Source organism: Acinetobacter sp. S4400-12, assembly GCF_024129495.1.
GTDB classification, from domain to species: Bacteria; Pseudomonadota; Gammaproteobacteria; order Pseudomonadales; family Moraxellaceae; genus Acinetobacter; species Acinetobacter lwoffii_C.
This window is the reverse complement of the sequence record NZ_JAMXYB010000010.1, coordinates 26,284-42,375: the sequence shown is the minus strand read 5'-3', so window position 1 is coordinate 42,375 and position 16,092 is coordinate 26,284. Positions and strand designations below refer to the sequence as shown.

The following is a 16,092-nucleotide window of genomic DNA, read 5'->3' as shown; positions in this document are numbered from 1 at the left end:
TTAAAAAGACTGTGTTCTTTCAAATAAATGCTTAAAAAAATTCCCTCATCATTCTAAGCTGATAATGAGGGAATTTTAAAGAAAATAGTAACGGACTTAAACAGTAAAATCATCACCCAAATAAACTTTTCTCACCGTTTCATTGGCCAGAATTTCATTCGGCGTACCCTCTGCAATGACAGCACCCTCACTGACAATATAAGCATGCTCACAGATCGCCAGAGTTTCACGTACGTTATGATCGGTGATCAGCACCCCGATTCCACGTTCTTTCAAGGTCATGATAATGTCTTTAATATCACCAACCGAGATTGGATCGACCCCTGCAAAAGGTTCATCCAAGAGCATAAATTTCGGATCAGCAGCCAATGCCCGTGCGATTTCAGCACGACGGCGTTCTCCACCGGAAACACTCATCCCTAATGAATCTTTGATATGAGTAATTTTAAAATCTGCCAGCAATTCCTTGAGGCGCTGCTGACGTTGCTCCTTATTCAAATCCTTACGGGTTTCCAGAATTGCCATAATATTTTCAGCGATAGTCAACTTTCTGAAAATAGAGGCTTCCTGTGGCAAATAGCCAATGCCTTTACGGGCACGTTCATGCATGGCCAGATCAGATAAATCCAGATTATCTAGATGAATTTCACCTTTATCCATGCGCACCAGTCCGACTACCATATAGAAACTGGTGGTTTTTCCGGCACCATTAGGACCCAAAAGCCCTACAATCTGACCACTTTCCATGCTGAAAGAAACATCTTTAACTACCCAGCGTTTGCTATAGTTTTTTGCCAGATGTTTGATGCATAAAGTCTGAACCTGCTGCACTTGCTCCATTAATCACGTGCTCCCGGGAAGGACTGACTCGCGGATGGCGGAATCACAATCTCTACACGACCTGAAGATGAACCGGTTTTGTTCGGTGTACCGATGGCCTCAATATCCCCTTTATTCATACTGTATTTAAGGATATTACCGCGAATGCTGGCACCATCCTGCTGCAGGTAAGCATTGCCTGACAGGGTAATAATACCGGTTTCAGCATTATAAACAATTTTTTGTGCTTGTCCTTTCGCCAGACCTTTCGCCGCGTCTATTTTTTGCTGGAACCGAGCCGGACTACCTGTTGCAGTAATAACACTGATCTGCTTTTTACTGTTCAGATTGGCCACAATTGAGTTGGCCTGCAACTTCATAGTGCCCTGCTCGATAATGACATTCCCGGAGTAAGTGGTTACCCCTGTACGCTCATTAAAGGTTGCACGGTCTGCCAGCAGGGTAATTGCCTGATTACGGTCAGATGGCAAAGCGAAAGCCGTCACTGAACAGCATCCGGCTATCGTCACGAGCGCCATGCGCTTCAGGAAAGTGCTCATCATTTTAACTCTACGAATTTGGTTCATACTTTCCTCGAATATTAAAGAACTCGTATTGACCATCATTAAGATCGGCTTTAAGCCCCTGACTCACAAACTCGGCCTGGGGAGAATCCACCAGAACGGTTTTGTCGGTTTCAATTTCACGTGTTTTCGGAAAACCTGTCAGCTCATCCGTACGAAAGCGGATTCTTCCATTGTCCAGGAACTTGGTCGCGATCACGCCATCCGAAAGTACCACTTTTGTATTGTCATCATAACCATTTCCCAGCTTGGCAATAAAAGTGGCCTCTACTTTGCCATCTTTATAGGTGGAAGCTAGCAGATTTTTCAGATACGAACTTCGTTGCTGTAGGTTTTGTTCAAGCTCATCGACTTGTGCACGAACTGACAGCATGCCATTTTCATCAGTTTGGGTTAAGTTAATATCCTTGGCAGAATAAGTCATGCTGCGGGCAGAATCTGTCTGCAGCTTGTTGCCTTTTCCACTGTAATAGTAATAACCACCACTTATTGCGGCAATAATGACAGCCGTAAGGTATAAAAATCTAGTATCCATAAGCGGTGTACTTAATCCAAATCGTATGAATTATTAATAAGGTGCACGCATATATTTTTCAAGTAACTCTTGGTATACGCCTTTAGAGGTCAGCAGCATATCGCAAATTTCACGCACTGCGCCGCGCCCGCCCATGGCCTGAGTCACCAGATCGGCACGACGGCGAACTTCCACATGACCATTCGGTACTGTCACCTTCATACCAGCAATGGCAAATGCAGACAGGTCTGGCCAGTCATCCCCCATATACAGGCAATCTTCTACCGCAATCTCCAGTTGTGTACAAGCCTCACTCAAAGCCAGACCTTTGTCTTCACGACCCTGATAGACCAGATCGACTCCCAGATCTGACATACGCTTTTCAACGATATTACTTTTACGTCCAGTGATGATAATCACTTTGATACCAGCCTGCTGAACCAGTTTCACCCCCAAGCCATCGCGAATATCAAAAGATTTGATTTCATCGCCTGTATTGGTCAACGTGACAAAACCATCGCTTAAAATACCATCTACATCTAGCACCAATGCTTTAATATGACGTGCCTGCTCTAGTAATACATAAGATGCCATCGATTAATTTACCCCAGCCTGAATCAGGTCATGCATACTGATCACACCAATCACCTTATTGGTCTCATCCACCACTACAAATTGGTTTATTTTACGCTCGTTCATACGTTCCAAGGCTTCGACTGCACGTGCTTCCTGAGAAATCGTCCATGGATTTTGAATCATCACGTCCTGCACCAGAAGATTAACATCAAAACCTTGCTGTTTATCAATCAGGCGGCGCAAGTCACCATCGGTAAAAATTCCGAGCAAACGCTCCTGCTCATCCACAATTGTGGTCAAACCTAAACGCTTATCAGAAATTTCATAAAGCACTTTATTCATCGGGGTATCAGGTGCGACCTTCGGCAAATCTTCCCCCGTATGCATCAAATGCTTTACATGCAGCAGCAAGCGCTTACCAAGCGCACCTGCAGGATGTGATCGTGCAAAGTCATCTGAGGTGAACCCGCGAGCATCCAGCAAGGCCACTGCCAAAGCATCCCCCAGCGCCAAGGTGGCAGTCGTTGAAGATGTCGGTGCCAGGCCCAGTGGACAAGCTTCCTGAATATCGCCCAAAGTCAGGGCAACATCAGCATTTTGTGGCATCGGGCCGCGATCATCACCACTAATGGTAATTAAAGGTACACCAAGGTGCTTGATCAAAGGCATCAGCATCATGATTTCATCACTTTTGCCTGAATTAGAAATGGCAATCAGCACATCTCCTTCGACCAGCATTCCTAAGTCACCATGCCCCGCTTCACCTGGATGCATGAAAAAAGACGGCGTACCTGTGGAAGCAAAGGTGGCTGCCATTTTACGGCCAATATGACCAGATTTCCCCATCCCGGTGATGACCAGACGCCCTTTGCATCGCAGGATAATTTCACATGCCCGACTAAAACGGCCATCAATCTGCGTAGCTAAAATCTGTAACGCATTTTCTTCAATGCGTAATGTTTCAAGTGCAACCTTCTGGAAATCGAATAAGTTCGCTGTTTTTTCTTGATTCAAAGCCTGTTTACCTACACTAAGGACAGAGAAAAACTTTCGTGAGATACGAATAATTTTCGCAATTTTATCATATCTATGCGAATCGCAGTTTTGAAAATAGTGTGCTTTTAATAAAACTTAAACAGAATGCCTTTAAATTCTTCATTCGCCCCGAATCTAGAGCTATACAGTTCTCTTTTCCTGATCGGTTTTTTATAGTTTTTTAGCAAGCAATAAAAAACCCCAATTTTTCGATCAGGGTTTTTAAAATTTTGGAGCGGGAAACGAGACTCGAACTCGCGACCCCAACCTTGGCAAGGTTGTGCTCTACCAACTGAGCTATTCCCGCAATATGGAAATGAATTATAGAGAGTTTCTTACAACTGTCAACTCTCCATGCGATCAAGTGTCGAATTAATCAGCACGACGCCATACTGTTCCTTGACGGGTATCTTCCAAAACCACTCCTTGGTCCAGTAAGGACTGACGAATTTCATCAGCACGGGCAAAGTTTTTGTCTTTTTTGGCGTCTTGGCGCTGCTGAATCAGATCTTCGATCTGTTCTTCAGTTAGACCCAAAGCATCCTGCCCAATATCAGATTTTAAAAACTCATCGACATTGTGCTGTACCAGACCCAGAATATTGGTTAGGTGGCTTAAAGTAGCATACAGAATAGCAGCCTGTTCAGCCTTGTCCTCTTTAACCGCGCGATTCAGCTCTTTATTGATTTCAAACAGGACTGCAATTGCCTCTGCCGTATTAAAGTCATCACGCATAGCGGCATTGAAGCGCTCCACTAGGGTTTCATCCAAGTTGTCTACTCGCTTGTCACCATAAACAGCCTGATACGCCTTAAATGAATGATAGAAACGTGACAACGCAGTTTTAGCTTCCTTCAGTGCCACATCAGAGAAGTTCACCGGACTGCGGTAGTGTGAAGACACAATGAAATAGCGAATCACTTCCGGATGAAACTTTTCCATGACATCACGAATGGTAAAGAAGTTACCCAGCGACTTCGACATTTTTTCGCCATCGACATTGATAAAGCCCACATGCATCCAGTAATTCACATACTGTTCACCTGTAGAGGCTTCTGATTGCGCAATTTCATTTTCATGATGCGGAAACATCAGGTCCGAACCACCGCCATGAATATCAAAGTGGTTACCCAGGCAGCAGGTCGACATGGCAGAGCATTCAATATGCCAGCCCGGACGGCCATTGCCCCATGGAGAAGCCCAAGCCGGCTCATTCTCCTTGGCATGTTTCCAGAGCACAAAGTCAAAAGGATGTTTTTTTTCAACTTCGACATCTACACGTTCCGAAGCACCTGCCTGCATGTCGTCCAGTTTACGCCCCGAAAGACGGCCATATTTTTCAAACTTTTCTACCTGAAAATATACATCACCATTTGCTGCCGGATAGGCGGTTCCCTTTTCAACCAGATTGCCAATCATGCTTTGCATCTGGTCGATGTATTCCGTAGCACGAGGCGCCTCATCTGGCTCCAAGCACCCCAAGTTGGCTGCATCTTCATTCATGGCTTGAATAAAGCGATCTGTCAGTGCCGTGATGCTTTCGCCATTTTCATTAGCACGCTTAATAATCTTGTCATCAATATCGGTGATGTTACGTACATATTTTACGTTCCAGCCCTGACTACGCAGGAAACGAATAATATAGTCGAATGCAACCATGACCCGAGCATGTCCAATATGACAGTAATCATAAACTGTCATACCACACACATACATGTCGATATGCCCTGCTTTGCGTGGAACAAATTCAACTTTTTTACGTTGCTCTGAGTTATATAGAACAAATGGTTGCATAGGTCTTCTAAAGTACGTTTACAAATGATCACTCATCTTAACCTAAGCATTATTTTTCATAAAGTTTTAAGAATCATTTTTATAGCTTCATTGAAAACAATTTCTACACGAAATTAGAGCCTCAACCCCGTCTTTCTAGTTGCCAAATGAAAATGAATAAAATAATGGCTTTGCAATAACCATCCACTGATCAATGTGAATGGTTTTCCTGCCCTTCATATGACTCATGTTGATGCTGTTCTAGTAGACAATGCTCATCTTCAATTTGTAGGGTCATTTCGGTAATATGATGCGCATGCTTCAACATCTCAAATGCTTGCTGATGCAGTTTTTTATAATCAACCTCTGGCGCAACCAGATGAACCGTTAACATGACTTTCTTAGAAGTAATAGCCCAGACTTTTAACTGGTGAATCTCTTTCACGCCCTCCAGTGACAACAGGTCATTACGCAGCTTTTCAATATCAATTTCATCTGGCACACCTTCCAGCAGGATATTGATACTTTGTTTCAGCAAAACCCAGGTGCGTGGCATCACCCAAAAACCAATCAGGACGGCAATCAGCGTATCAATCCACATCCATCCGCTAAAATAGATCATGATGGCCCCGATAATGACGCCGACTGAGCCTATCGCATCACTTAGCACTTCCAGATAAGCCCCTTTAACATTTAAGCTTTCCTGACTACTAGAAACCAGAATCCTCATTGAAATCAGATTGATGATCAGACCAAGTACCGCAACGGCCAACATGCACACACTTTGAATTTCAGGAGGATGACTAAAACGCTGATAGGCTTCAAACAGGATATAAAGCGCCACCACAAAAAGCATGAGCGCATTAAACAGAGCAGCCAGAATTTCAAATCGCTGATAACCAAATGTACGTTTATCATCTGCCGGTTTTTGGCCAATTTTAATCGCCGCCAGTGCAATGGCCAGTGCGGCTGCATCAGTAAACATATGGGCAGCATCAGAGAGCAATGCCAGACTTTGGGTCATGAAACCTGCTATGACCTCTACAATTAAAAAGGTCGTGGTCAGAAGCAATGCCAAGGACAGTTTTTTAGCATTTTTAGCACTGACTTCTACATGACTGTGATCATGTTGATGTGAGCCTCCCATACAATGCTCCTTCTATTTTTAATATTACCTTTGATTTTAAGCTGTTTTTTCGCTGCTTATTTTCAATACTACGTTGGAACTACTGATATTTAAACTCTTTTTTGTATAGTCTGGTTCATCTAAAAATACACAGATCACATAATTGGGATAAAACTCCTATCAGGAATGTCTATCCTCGGTCACTTAAATCTCCACCCAATTTTTATAGTCTGCCTATAACAGCCATAGCTATCTGCATAACCCAGCCTCAATAAAAAATAGCTTAGGCACCTAACTTTGCATTTTCCTGAATCCAGGACTGAACCGAACTACGCTGGAAATTACGTTGGATATACGCCTGAATTTTTTCAGGCAGTTCAATCTGATGACTAAGTAAGCGGTGTAGCATAAAGGCCAGATCAAAGTCGGCAATGGACCAGTGTTCAGTTAACCAAAGCTCCTCTCCTAATACAGTGTCTGTGACTGCCAATAAACGCTGAATATCCTGCATGGCCTCGGCTGAAAAAATGGCAGGTACTTGAGGTGGCACAAAAATTGAATCTGAAGGCATTGCCTGCCGGATTGAGATAAAGTCAGTTTTTACCAAGGCCTGAACTGCGCGGCACTTTGCTCTGGCTTTAGTTTCATCAGGATAAAGTGCGGGATACTCCGGGAATGGAAAGTTATTTTCCACATACTCCGTAATGGCCCAGGATTCAAATAAATGGAAATCGTTAACCACCAAACAGGGAATTTTGCCAGTTGGACAAATTCTGCGATAAGCCAGAGAGTGTTGTTCCTGCTGATCCAGATCAATCACTTTTTCCTGAAAATGAAGTCCTTTTTCTGTCAAAGCCACATACACTGACATGGCATAAGGGCTGATACGTTTTTTATCAATATAAAGGCAGATGTTTGGCATTTTTCTTCTGGAACTCTTTTTCTCTATTATCGTTACTCTACCGCTTTTCCGGCTAAAAAGGAAAATACGGCGGCACCATGATACTAAGCTGTTTTCATGTTTAATATCAGGCTAGCTTGAGCACAGAAGCTCTTTCTAGCACACCCAGCCTTTGAGTTAAAAAGACTTCTATTTTTACGCAAAATGACGTTAAATCAATATTTCCTTTTTTAATCTCACCATTATGCTGAACTTGGACCATTTACCCGATACTGTATATGCAATTCAACATCTGGCTTTTGAGGATTTAGGTGCCTGGGAGGATGTCTTTTATCAATTGGGACTACGGGTACGCTATTTTGAAGCCGGTGTAGATGACTTGCGTCAAGCGTATGAGCACTCAGGTCTGACTGTTATTTTAGGTGGCCCGATTGGGGTTTATGACACAGAAGACTATCCTTTCTTACATCAGGAAATAGACTTACTTAAAGTTCGTTTGAAAAAGAATCTCCCTACTTTAGGTATCTGTCTAGGTGCTCAATTGATTGCTCATGCACTCGGTGCTCGAGTCTATGCAGGACCGTATAAAGAAATCGGCTGGTCTCAACTGAGTCTTTCCTGTATTGAAAACAATCCCTTAGAAGATTTAAAAAATATTAATGTACTGCACTGGTATGGTGACAGCTTTGATTTACCTGAACAGGCAATATTGCTGGCTAGCTCCAAACATTACCCAAATCAAGCCTTTCGTGTGGGTTCAAATATCCTGGCGCTACAATTTCATGCTGAAGTGGCCAGTGACAGTCTGGAAAAATGGCTGATTGGCCATAGCTCTGAATTGCGTCAGGCAAAGATTAATATTCCTGAATTACGAACTGCCAGTCTACAGTTTGCTCCTACACTTGAGGCAACTTCACAGACTGTATTAAGCAAATTTTTGGCGCAATTAAATATGACCTCCAAGCCAGCGGCATTTTAGACCTAAACTTGACTCTTACCTGTAGAAATTTTATGGGCGCATGATTTGGGATTGCTATGATTCATTTTTCGCCCTGATCAGTCCCGGGCCAAAGTTTTCTCTGTGACATCAAGTGCCATCCGGTAGTCCAGCCAACAGGCTTTATGTGCAGCCTTAGGTATTTTACTGGTATTCTGGGTGTCAGTCTGTGCGCTCAGTGGCCCATTTTCTATTTCATAAAATTATCTGGTTACAACAGGTTTTAATAATCTTTGGCGGATTCTATCTGTTTTATCTGGGCAGTCTGATGTTGAGGTCAAGTTTAAAGCTTCTCTTCCTGTATCAGACCAGAAAGCAAGGGGGCAATCTCCAACCATCAACTTTCATACTTCAAACTGTGACTTCAAGGCTTTTACACCAATATGGCACCCCCAAAGCCCTGATTGACTTCAACAGTATTTTTCTTGGGTAATTCGCCCTCCAGCAGCTTAGCCGAACAATCTTCTCTTTTGGTTCAGGTCTTTGTAGAGAGCTTATTCTGGTTTATAACTGTAGCCATTATTTTTTCGATACTAAAAATGAATCTTTATGATCAAAAATCTGTTCAATAGATTGATAGAAAGGAAGAGTTTTTATTAACTACAGCTGCCTGATTCAGCAACAAAAAAAGCACTCCAGAAGAGTGCTTTTTGATAAGTTTATGGCTACAAACTTATTTTTTGGCTGGCTGAGCAGGAATGCTTGCTTCGGTAGTAATCTGCACCGTCACTTTATCACCTACATTAGGTGTATAAGCCCCTACACCAAATGCTGAACGATCAAAAGAAGTCGTCGCATTAAAACCAATTGCAGGCACTTTAGCCATTGGGTGTTCAGCCTGTTTATTCAATACTGCATCCAGTACCACTGGCTTGGTAATTCCCTTAATGGTTAAATCACCGGTAATCTTGAAGTTCTTTTTATCCTTCGTTTCTACTTTGGTACTTTTAAATGTAATGTTTGGGTATTTAGCCGCATCAAAGAAATCAGCCTTCAGTATATGCTCATCCAGTGCTTTTACGTTGGTATTAATACTCGACACTGGAATGGTAACATTGACCGATGACTTTTCTGGCTTCGCATTATCAACCACGATCTTACCCTGAATATCAGAGAAATTGGCTGATGGTGTAGAGAAACCAAAATGGCTCCAGCTAAATACTGTCGCTGTATGTGTCGGGTCAATCGTATAAGTCAATGGTTTTGCAAAACTAAAAGTTGCAACGGATGCAACAGCTAACCCTAAAGTTAATGTTTTCAAATTCATGTGGTTATCTCTCATCTGAATAAGCTTCAGTTTATAGACTATTAAAATGATTACATCCCTAAAGATAAAACGTTTTGTTGCAACCATGAAACAATGAAATTGTAAATTCTCATGTAAAGCTAGGCATTTAGGCCATACGATATTGGATAAATCCGGTTTTTTTGGCCACTTTGTCATACAGGACTTGTGCCTGACGATTACTTTCCTGCGTTAGCCAATAGACCCGATCACAATTACGCTGCTGTGCCACCTGATATACATGCTCAATCAGTTTGCGCGCCACACCCTGTCCCCGATAATCCGGATGAGTAAATAGATCCTGCACATAAGCATAAGGCCGCATGGTCCAGCTACTTTCATGCTCAACCACATGCACCACCCCTACGACCTTTTGATCAATGAGTGCAGCAAAACCGTACATATTGTCCTGTTCAGGGCTGGTCAGTTTTGACCAAGTATTAGAACTCACCTCTTCTGATATTTCGGTTTGATAAAACTTTTGATAGCCTTTCCACAATACAAGCCATTCTTGTTGTGGAATTTTCATCATGTCTTTAATAGTAATTTCTGCCACGCTTAAAACAGCCCTGTAGGTTTCTATATTATTAAAAAATAATGGAATATTCTTAGTGTTTAAGTTTATACCATAATAAACACCGTTCTTTTAAAATAATATTGATGACGATCTCTGAGGATTTGAATCAACACCTCTATAAAACAACTTGAACTATATTTTTGTTTATCAACAAAAAACGCCCCGAATCCGGAGCGTTTTTCTACAGCCTATTTAAAGATTAAGCAGTGATTTCTTTTACCGCCGCAACCACAGCTTCAGTGGTGATACCAAAGTACTGGAATAAATCTTTTGCAGGTGCAGATTCACCATATGTGGTCATGCCAATTACGCGACCATCAAGACCTACAAATTTCCACCAGTAATCTACATGCGCCGCTTCAACTGCAATACGTGCACGGATATGGGTCGGCAAGACTGCTTCGCGATAAGCCGCTTCCTGCTTCATGAATTCTTCTGCACATGGCATAGAGACGACACGCACACCTTCTAGCTGAGCATAAGCTTCCATCGCCAGGCTTACTTCAGAACCTGTTGCAATGATGATCGCTTTTAACTCGCCTTTTTCTTCAGCCAGTACATAACCGCCTTTTGCCACGTCAGCAATTTGAGCATCTGTACGGTTCTGGAATGGCAGGTTTTGACGAGAGAAGATCAACGCCGTCGGACCTTCAGCACGCATCAAAGCAGATTTCCAGGAAATCGCTGCTTCAACTGTGTCACATGGACGCCATGTATTCAGGTTTGGTGTACCACGTAAAGATGCAATTTGCTCGATTGGCTGATGCGTAGGACCATCCTCACCCAGACCGATTGAGTCATGCGTATAGACATGGATCACACGCTGTTTCATCAGAGCAGACATACGCACCGCATTACGTGCATATTCCATAAACATCAGGAATGTTGCTACATACGGAATGAAACCACCGTGTAGTGCTACACCATTGGCAATTGCAGTCATACCGAACTCACGTACGCCATAGTGTACGTAGTTACCTGCCGGATTGTCCTGTACGCCTTGTGCGCCCTTCCATAAAGTCAGGTTAGAGCCTGCAAGGTCAGCAGAACCACCCAGAACCTCCGGTAAAGAAGGGACCAGCGCTTGCAGGGTATTTTGACTGGCTTTACGTGTTGCAATGGTTTCAGCTTTGGCATTCACTTCTGCAATATATGCATCTGCTTTAGCGACGAAGTCGGCTGGTAGTTCACCAGATAAACGACGTTTAAGTTCAGCGGCTTCAGTTGGGTATTTTGCTGCATAAGCGGCAAAAGTTTCATTCCAGGCTGCTTCTGATTCAGCACCTTTGGCTTTCGCATCCCAAGCTGCATACACATCTTCAGGAATCACAAATGCTTCGTCAGTCCAGCCTAGCGCTTCACGAGTCAACACGATTTCGTCATGACCGAGTGGTGCACCATGACTGTCTTCTTTACCCTGTTTGTTTGGTGAACCCAAACCAATCACGGTTTTACAGATAATAATGGTTGGTTTGTTCGCTTCTGCTTTTGCTTCAACAGTTGCCTGACGGATCGCATCTGCATCGTGACCATCAACTTTTAGTACTTGCCAGCCATAAGCCAGGAAGCGCTGTTCTGTATCGTCAGAGAACCAGCCTTCTACTTCGCCATCAATCGAGATGCCATTGTCATCGTAGTAAGCAATTAGCTTACCCAGACCCAAAGTACCTGCCAATGAACAGACTTCATGTGAAACGCCTTCCATTAAGCAGCCATCGCCCAGGAAGCAGTAAGTGTAGTGATCGACAACCTTGATGTCGTCTTTGTTGAATTGTGCTGCTAAGGTTTTTTCTGCCAGCGCAAAACCAACAGCATTGGCAATACCTTGACCCAATGGACCGGTGGTCGTTTCAATCCCGGGCGCATAGCCCAGCTCAGGGTGACCCGGAGTTTTCGAATGAAGCTGACGGAATGCTTTCAGATCTTCAATTGAAAGATCATAGCCCGTTAAATGAAGAAGTGCGTATTGAAGCATAGAACCATGACCATTCGACAATACAAAACGGTCACGGTTAGCCCAATTCGGGTTAGCTGGGTTATGGTTCAGGAATTCGCGCCAGACCACATCAGCGATGTCTGCCATCCCCATTGGAGCACCTGGATGTCCTGAGTTTGCTTTTTGCACAGCATCCATTGCCAATACACGAATTGCGTTTGCAATACGACGTTCATTAAGCGGGGTTGTCATAAATCAGAGTCCAAAATAATTCAGAAATAGGAAATGATGAAAAGACTTTCAAAACTGTGTTCTATTGTCTTAAAAAAACAGCGAGGGGTAAAGACTCCCCTACAATATTTATCAATTTATTGATCTTGTATTTTTTTATCGGGTGAATATTCTGCACTTTTTAGAGAAAAGCCTTTCATTCCAGACCATCAAATCCTGACAACCGTTCAAAAATAAAGTTTTCAAATCACTTCCATATATTTTAAATCTGTCGCCTAGAAAGAGCTTTTAAGAAAAAATGATCTTTTTGTTCAGCAAAATATCTGATTTTAACCAGAGTAAGGCATGTGCTGTTTTTGTGCTATTTTTTAGATTTAAAATGTCAATCTAAGGTAGATTTTAAACACCCCTTATCTAGTTTTTATAATTCAGTACCTCCATATATAAGGGCGAATTCAAACATGAGGTGCGACAGTTTCAAAAGCCTTATGATAATCAACAAGCTGAGCAAATTTCTCTAATGGTGTAAGCCAATCTAATGCTTTTCTAGGACGAGTATTCAGTGACATGGCAACTTGATTTAAATAATGCTGATCTGCCTGATTCAAATCAATCCCTTTAGGTAAATATTGCCTAATTAAACCATTCATATTTTCGCATGTGCCTTTTTGCCATGGTGAATGCGGGTCACAGAAATATACATCTATGCCTAAATCCTCTTCGAGTATTTTATGTTCTGACATCTCACGTCCACGGTCATAGGTCAACGTTTTACGCAGTTCTGCAGGTAAATATTTGAGAGCTTCAGTTAAAGCCTTGCGGACTGATTCCGCCTTTGCATCAGGTAATGTTGCCAAGACACAGAGCCGTGTATTTCGTTCAATAAGTGTTGCTATCGCACTTTTATTGTCTTTACCTTTAATTAAATCGGCTTCCCAATGACCCGGTATTTTTCTTTCTTGAACTTCGGCTGGGCGCTCATGAATAGTTTTAATATCCTGTAATATAGAATCTTTTTTAGGTTCACCGTTAGCTTTTCGCTTTTTATTTTCATGACGAAGGCAGGATAATAAGTCTTTTTTCAACTCACCCTTTGGTAATGCTCGAATAGTTGAATAAATCGTTGTATAGCTAACATTCATTGTTTGATCCAAATCAGAAAATTTCTTTAAACGCTTTGATATTTGCTGAGGAGACCATAAACAACGGATCGCTTCAACAATAAATTTCCAGAGGATTGAATCGATTTTGAGTTTTCTGTGACCACGCCTACGTCTAGTGAATGAATTATTAGAAGCACATTGAGCTTGATAAACGTCATTGATGCTATTTCTTTTAAGCTCACGATAGATCGTACTAGGATGTCTTTTAATGAGTTCAGCAAATTTTCTGGGTGAAAAGCCTTCTTTTCTTGACTCAAGCATTAATGCAGTACGATCTTCAAAGTTAAGATGATGGTATGACAATTTTATATACTCCATAAACCCTTTAAAATTAATTAGGTAGTTTATGTCGCACTTCAAGTTTTAGGCTGCCAAGTCTTGACGTAAATATCGCTAAAGTGAACTTTGGCCCAAGCCAGATATTTATTGCCCAATACAATCTTTAGGTAAATAGCGTTGACTGATATTGCTGGAAAAGCAGTTGCCACTATAGACCTCAAAAGCAATCGACTTTCCGCGAATGGCGGCATTGATTCCATCCTGACGTAATTGAAATTCAATCCGGCAAGCAGCATTAATCACAACTTTTTCAATATACCGGCTTCCATTTCCAATCTGGCGCCCCGCATCACAATGCTCATTTGAGGCAATAAACTGGGTTCGATAAGCACCTGACAACTGAAATACTTCGGCCAACTGGGCCCGAACAATATAGCCCTGATAGCTCATCACGGCTACAGTGGTCAGAATAGCAACCATCGTGAGCACCATCATCATTTCAATCAAACTAAAAGCCTTTTGGTACATCTCTTGCTCTCCCCATAGCGTCCTAAACAAGTCATATAAAAAGTTGGTTACCCCGACTGGCGACTAGTGAAGAATTGGAGCTAATATGCAGAATAAACTAACCCTGCCACAAGACAGCTTATCGAACATGATGAAGGCGCTGATTTTTTATTAATATAACAATCACTTTCTTAGTATTTATCCGGTATGAAGGTGATTATTTTTCTGGACTGCCTGTTTCTAAAATTTATTCAAAAATATCACCAGTTAATTTTATTATTCTGCTGAATAGAGTCAGTATTTTCTATACTGGATTGCTGAAGGAGAGCAAATCAAACAGCCATATCAGTTTTTTTAATTCCAATAATCAAATAAAAACACAATAATTTGAAACATTTTTAGACAATTTTGTCGTCTTATGCTAGTTCTAAAACGCAAGTCGATGTAACATACCGGGTCTTTAAAATTAACTGTGATAGGACTATGCGCGAGTACGCTGTATTTACTTCGGAATCTGTAAGCGAAGGCCATCCAGATAAAATGGCTGACCAAATCAGTGATGCTATTTTGGATGCAATCTTAAAAGAAGACCCATATGCACGGGTTGCTTGTGAAACGCTTGTAAAAACGGGTGCGGTGATACTTGCTGGTGAAATCACAACAACTGCCAATATCGATTTTGAAGCAGTTGTACGCCATACCGTAAACGGTATTGGTTATCACCACTCTGATCTGGGTTTTGATGGCTCAACGTGTGCAGTCATTAACATGATTGGTAAACAGTCTCCTGAAATTGCTCAGGGTGTAGACCGCCAGAAACCGGAAGATCAAGGTGCCGGCGACCAGGGTCTCATGTTTGGTTATGCCAGCCGTGAAACTGATGTGTTAATGCCAGCGCCAATTTCTTACGCACATCGTCTAATGGAAAAACAGGCAGAATTGCGTCGTAGTGGTGCGCTGCCATGGTTACGCCCGGATGCTAAAAGCCAGGTGACTTTTGCCTATGAAAATGGCGTACCTGTGCGTCTGGATGCAGTGGTACTGTCTACCCAGCACGATCCAGAAATTACACAATCAAACTTAAAAGAAGCTGTAATTGAAGAAATCGTAAAAAAAATCATTCCAGCCGATATGTTCCATGCGGATACCAAGTTCCATATCAACCCGACCGGCATGTTTGTAATCGGTGGTCCGGTGGGTGACTGCGGTTTAACTGGCCGTAAAATCATTGTAGATACTTATGGTGGTATGGCGCGTCATGGTGGTGGTGCTTTCTCGGGTAAAGATCCATCCAAAGTTGACCGTTCTGCAGCTTATGCCGGCCGTTATGTTGCTAAAAATATTGTAGCTGCCGGTCTTGCAGATAAATGTGAAATTCAGGTGTCTTATGCAATTGGTGTTGCGGAGCCAACTTCGATTTCTATCAATACCTTTAACACTGCTAAAGTGTCAGAAGAATTGATCATTGCGCTGGTACGTGAGCACTTTGACTTACGCCCATATGGCATTACTCATATGTTAAACCTGATTCAGCCGATGTATAAACAGACCGCTGCTTATGGTCACTTTGGCCGTGAAGGTTCTGATACTGCATTTACCTGGGAAAAAACCGACAAGGTCGAAGCATTGAAAGCCTCTGCCGGTCTTTAATTCTCCAGACCCGAAAAGCCCGTATAATTACGGGCTTTTTTATTGCAGATTTTATATTTCATACAGAGTGGGTAGATGTAGCACCCTCCTATACGTCATCATTCAACCTATTGTGCCTATTTTTCTTCTGCTTTATTTT

Annotated in this window: 16 protein-coding genes and 1 tRNA gene; 3 read left to right on the top strand and 14 right to left on the bottom strand. The window is 42.3% G+C overall.

Translation table 11 applies throughout. The annotated features are described in order from the left end of the window. Positions 1 to 96: 96 nt before the first annotated feature. From lptB to yfcF, 9 genes are all read right to left on the bottom strand, one after another. A complete protein-coding gene (gene lptB / locus NI461_RS06465) occupies positions 97 to 840 on the bottom strand; it encodes an LPS export ABC transporter ATP-binding protein (protein ID WP_174659783.1) in 744 nt (247 codons plus the stop codon). Beyond that, positions 840 to 1,406 carry a lipopolysaccharide transport periplasmic protein LptA gene (gene lptA / locus NI461_RS06460; RefSeq protein ID WP_174659782.1) on the bottom strand — a complete coding sequence of 189 codons (567 nt, stop codon included), beginning with the start codon at positions 1,404 to 1,406 and terminating at the stop codon, positions 840 to 842. The genes lptB and lptA overlap by 1 nt, the downstream gene beginning before the upstream one ends. Then, positions 1,390 to 1,938 (bottom strand): LPS export ABC transporter periplasmic protein LptC, encoded by a 549-nt coding sequence (lptC, locus tag NI461_RS06455; protein ID WP_174659781.1) that lies wholly within the window; start codon positions 1,936 to 1,938, stop codon positions 1,390 to 1,392. The genes lptA and lptC overlap by 17 nt, the downstream gene beginning before the upstream one ends. A gap of 33 nt (positions 1,939 to 1,971) precedes the next feature. After that, entirely contained in the window at positions 1,972 to 2,511 is a 540-nt protein-coding gene (locus NI461_RS06450; protein ID WP_174659780.1) for an HAD family hydrolase, read from the bottom strand. Positions 2,512 to 2,514: 3 nt separating this feature from the next. Further along, positions 2,515 to 3,507, bottom strand: coding sequence for a KpsF/GutQ family sugar-phosphate isomerase (locus tag NI461_RS06445; RefSeq protein WP_151207750.1), 993 nt, complete (start codon positions 3,505 to 3,507; stop codon positions 2,515 to 2,517). Between the two features lie 252 nt (positions 3,508 to 3,759). After that, positions 3,760 to 3,835: transfer RNA gene (locus NI461_RS06440), tRNA-Gly, on the bottom strand. 65 nt (positions 3,836 to 3,900) lie between these two features. Next, the gene (gene cysS / locus NI461_RS06435; protein ID WP_151207748.1) at positions 3,901 to 5,322 is read right to left on the bottom strand and encodes a cysteine--tRNA ligase; all 1,422 of its coding nucleotides are present in this window, start codon (positions 5,320 to 5,322) and stop codon (positions 3,901 to 3,903) included. 190 nt (positions 5,323 to 5,512) lie between these two features. Then, positions 5,513 to 6,448 (bottom strand): cation diffusion facilitator family transporter, encoded by a 936-nt coding sequence (locus NI461_RS06430; protein ID WP_174659779.1) that lies wholly within the window; start codon positions 6,446 to 6,448, stop codon positions 5,513 to 5,515. 262 nt (positions 6,449 to 6,710) lie between these two features. Next, the gene (gene yfcF / locus NI461_RS06425) at positions 6,711 to 7,349 is read right to left on the bottom strand and encodes a glutathione transferase (protein WP_174659778.1); all 639 of its coding nucleotides are present in this window, start codon (positions 7,347 to 7,349) and stop codon (positions 6,711 to 6,713) included. A 223-nt stretch (positions 7,350 to 7,572) separates the two neighbouring features. Between yfcF and NI461_RS06420 the strand changes: the two genes are divergently transcribed. Beyond that, the gene (locus NI461_RS06420) at positions 7,573 to 8,307 is read left to right on the top strand and encodes a glutamine amidotransferase (RefSeq protein ID WP_174659777.1); all 735 of its coding nucleotides are present in this window, start codon (positions 7,573 to 7,575) and stop codon (positions 8,305 to 8,307) included. Between the two features lie 187 nt (positions 8,308 to 8,494). After that, positions 8,495 to 8,758: a LysE family transporter gene (locus NI461_RS14275; protein ID WP_174659776.1), complete on the top strand. Its 264-nt coding sequence runs from the start codon at positions 8,495 to 8,497 to the stop codon at positions 8,756 to 8,758. A 240-nt stretch (positions 8,759 to 8,998) separates the two neighbouring features. Here NI461_RS14275 and NI461_RS06415 read toward each other — a convergent pair whose 3' ends face one another. The 5 genes from NI461_RS06415 to NI461_RS06395 all read right to left on the bottom strand — a co-directional run bounded on the left by NI461_RS06415 (position 8,999) and on the right by NI461_RS06395 (position 14,324). After that, positions 8,999 to 9,592 (bottom strand): YceI family protein, encoded by a 594-nt coding sequence (locus NI461_RS06415; protein WP_151203164.1) that lies wholly within the window; start codon positions 9,590 to 9,592, stop codon positions 8,999 to 9,001. 127 nt (positions 9,593 to 9,719) lie between these two features. Then, positions 9,720 to 10,142, bottom strand: a complete 423-nt coding sequence (locus NI461_RS06410) for an N-acetyltransferase (protein ID WP_174660576.1) — start codon at positions 10,140 to 10,142, stop codon at positions 9,720 to 9,722. Between the two features lie 244 nt (positions 10,143 to 10,386). Continuing rightward, the gene (gene tkt, locus NI461_RS06405) at positions 10,387 to 12,375 is read right to left on the bottom strand and encodes a transketolase (RefSeq protein WP_174659775.1); all 1,989 of its coding nucleotides are present in this window, start codon (positions 12,373 to 12,375) and stop codon (positions 10,387 to 10,389) included. 434 nt (positions 12,376 to 12,809) lie between these two features. Then, positions 12,810 to 13,778 carry an IS30 family transposase gene (locus tag NI461_RS06400; protein ID WP_253156838.1) on the bottom strand — a complete coding sequence of 323 codons (969 nt, stop codon included), beginning with the start codon at positions 13,776 to 13,778 and terminating at the stop codon, positions 12,810 to 12,812. A gap of 162 nt (positions 13,779 to 13,940) precedes the next feature. Further along, positions 13,941 to 14,324, bottom strand: coding sequence for a pilin (locus NI461_RS06395; protein ID WP_174659773.1), 384 nt, complete (start codon positions 14,322 to 14,324; stop codon positions 13,941 to 13,943). Between the two features lie 462 nt (positions 14,325 to 14,786). Between NI461_RS06395 and metK the strand changes: the two genes are divergently transcribed. Then, the gene (gene metK, locus NI461_RS06390) at positions 14,787 to 15,953 is read left to right on the top strand and encodes a methionine adenosyltransferase (RefSeq protein ID WP_151203167.1); all 1,167 of its coding nucleotides are present in this window, start codon (positions 14,787 to 14,789) and stop codon (positions 15,951 to 15,953) included. Positions 15,954 to 16,092 lie beyond the last annotated feature (139 nt).